The sequence below is a fragment of the Nodosilinea sp. LEGE 07298 genome (assembly GCF_015207265.1).
Taxonomy (GTDB): domain Bacteria; phylum Cyanobacteriota; class Cyanobacteriia; order Phormidesmidales; family Phormidesmidaceae; genus Nodosilinea.
On sequence record NZ_JADEXE010000517.1, the window covers coordinates 1 to 2,419 of the forward strand.

At 60.4% G+C, this 2,419-nt stretch carries 2 protein-coding genes; both read left to right on the forward strand.

Annotated features, from left to right (window positions below; genetic code table 11):
• Positions 1 to 11: 11 nt before the first annotated feature.
• On the forward strand, positions 12 to 824 hold the full coding sequence (locus tag IQ273_RS32545) for an ABC transporter permease (RefSeq protein WP_194027213.1): 813 nt from the start codon (positions 12 to 14) through the stop codon (positions 822 to 824).
• 47 nt (positions 825 to 871) lie between these two features.
• The coding region (locus IQ273_RS32550) for a Gldg family protein (protein WP_194027214.1) at positions 872 to 2,419 on the forward strand (1,548 nt) is incomplete at its 3' end.

The following is a 2,419-nucleotide window of genomic DNA, read 5'->3' on the forward strand; positions in this document are numbered from 1 at the left end:
CTCGCCACCCCATGACCCTTCTCTTCAAAAACATCCTCGCCATCTACCAGCGCGAGCTACAAAGCTACTTTGCGTCGCCGCTGCCCTACATCATTGCGGCTGTGTTCTGGCTGCTGGGTGGCTTCTTCTTAGTCGCCATTCTGCTGGGGCCGCAGGGGATATTGGCCCAGGCGGCGATGGCCGACCAGGCAGTGCAGATGGGGCTACCCACGCCGCCGCCTTTTGATGTGGCCTATGAGTTCAACAAAGCCTATGTGGGCCTGCTGGGGTCGCTGTCGATGTTTGTGTTGCCCATGCTGTCGATGGGGCTCTACGCCGACGAGCGCAAGCAGGGCACGCTGGAATTGTTGGCGACCTCGCCGGTGACTAACTGGGCTGTGGCCCTGGGCAAGCTGCTGGCGGTGGTGAGCTTTTATATCGCTATGGTGCTGCCGCTGATGGTGTGCCAATCGATCGCTCTGGGGGCCGCGACGCCGCCCACTGGGTCTGGGGTCTTCTTGCTGTCGCATCTGGGCTTGGTGCTGATGGCCGCTAGCGTATTGGCTTTGGGCATGTTCATCTCGTCGCTGACCGAGAGTACGGTGCTAGCGGCGATTATGACCTTTGCGCTAATTTTGCTGCTGTGGCTGGTAGATGCGGTGGCCCAGGGACTGCCGGGGGTAGTGGGCAGCGCGATCGCCCACTTGTCCCTCCTGAAGCACTTCACCGACTTTACCGAAGGCATTTTTGATACTGGTGGTCTGGTGCTGTTTCTATCTTTTATTTGCCTAGGGCTATATTTGACGGCCCAGTCGATTGAAACCCTCAGGTTCCAGCGGTCCTAGTGCCCTAGCAGTCAACTCAACGTGCAGCAGGTTAGTAGTAGCGGGTTATGGCGATGAAAGCGTTTGCGGCCTACCAAAAATATTTGAAATACCTGGCGCTGCCGGGCTTAGCCCTGGTGACGGCAGGTTTGCTTGCGGGCATTGTGGCTGGCTGGACCCTGCTGCCTGCGGGCCTGCTGGTTGGGGGCATTGGCTTGCTGCTGCTGGGTCTGGTGCTGGGCAACCAGGGGCAGGGGCGGTTCTGGGCGCAGCGCTCAACCGAAGCGGGGGCCAATGCGCTGCTATCTACCCTGGCGGTGCTGGCTATTTTGGCGCTGGTCAATTTTTTGGCGGTGCGCTATGCCAGCCGGGTAGACCTGACTGAGAACCAGCTGTTTACCCTCGCGCCCCAGTCGCAGGAGGTAGTGCGATCGCTCGAAAACCCCACCCGCGTTGTTGTCTTTGACCCGCTGCCCAATCCGCAAGATCGGCAGCTACTCGAAAGCTACCGCCAGGCCGGGCCGCAGTTTAACTTTGACTACGTCAACCCCTACAACGACCCTCGCCTGGCTCAAGATTTTGGGGCTACCCAAACGGGCATGGTGTTTGTGGAAAGCGGTGATACTCGCCGTTTCTTGCAAAATGTTGGCCCCAGCGAGCGCTTGTCGGAGCGAACCCTGACCAACGCACTTGATCAGGTGGTGAGCGATCGCGCCCTCACCGTGTACTTTACCCAGGGCCACCAAGAATTTGCCATTGACGGCAGCGACACCGGCTTTTTGCAGGCCGCTACTGCTCTCGAAGACAAAAGTGCCGTCGTGCAGCCGCTAGATTTATCGCAAACGAGCGAAGTGCCAGAGGATGCTAGCTTGGTCGTGGTAGCTGGCCCTGCTGCCGAGTTTTTTGATGCCGAAGTTGAAGCCCTGCAAACCTACCTAGACGGCGGTGGCAGCCTCATGCTGCTGATCGACCCACGCACCAGCCCCGGCCTGGGCACCCTGCTCGACCCCTGGGGCGTCAGCCTCGACGATCGCATCGTGCTCGACACCTCGGGTAGTGGTCAACTCGTGGGCCTTGGCCCGGCCGCACCCCTGGTTACCGACTACGGCGATCACCCTATTACCCGCGACTTTGGCGGCGGGCGATCGTTCTTTCCCCTCGTGCGCCCCGTCAATGTTGAAGAGGTGCCGGGCGTCACGGCAGCGCCCATTCTCCAAAGCAACCCCCAGAGCCGGGCTGAGTCTCTCTCGGCTGAAGGCGAGCTACAGTACGACGAAAATGCGCCTCCCTCTGGCCCCTATACCCTGGGCGTTGCCCTCAGCCGCCCGGTCGACGGAGCCACCCCAACTGAAGGCGAACCACCACCGGAGTCGCGCCTGGTCGTCATCGGCAACGCCACCTTCGCCACTGACGGGCTATTTGAGCAACAGCTCAACGGCGACGTCTTTCTCAATGCCGTCAGCTGGCTGGGGCAGCAGACCGATGCCACCCTCTCCATTCGTCCGCGTGAAGTCACCAATCGCCGCATTTCCCTAACCGTGCAGCAGCAGATTGGTCTGGGGGTCTTTGCCCTGCTGGTGTTGCCCGTCATTGGCCTAGGCCTAGCTGTATTGATG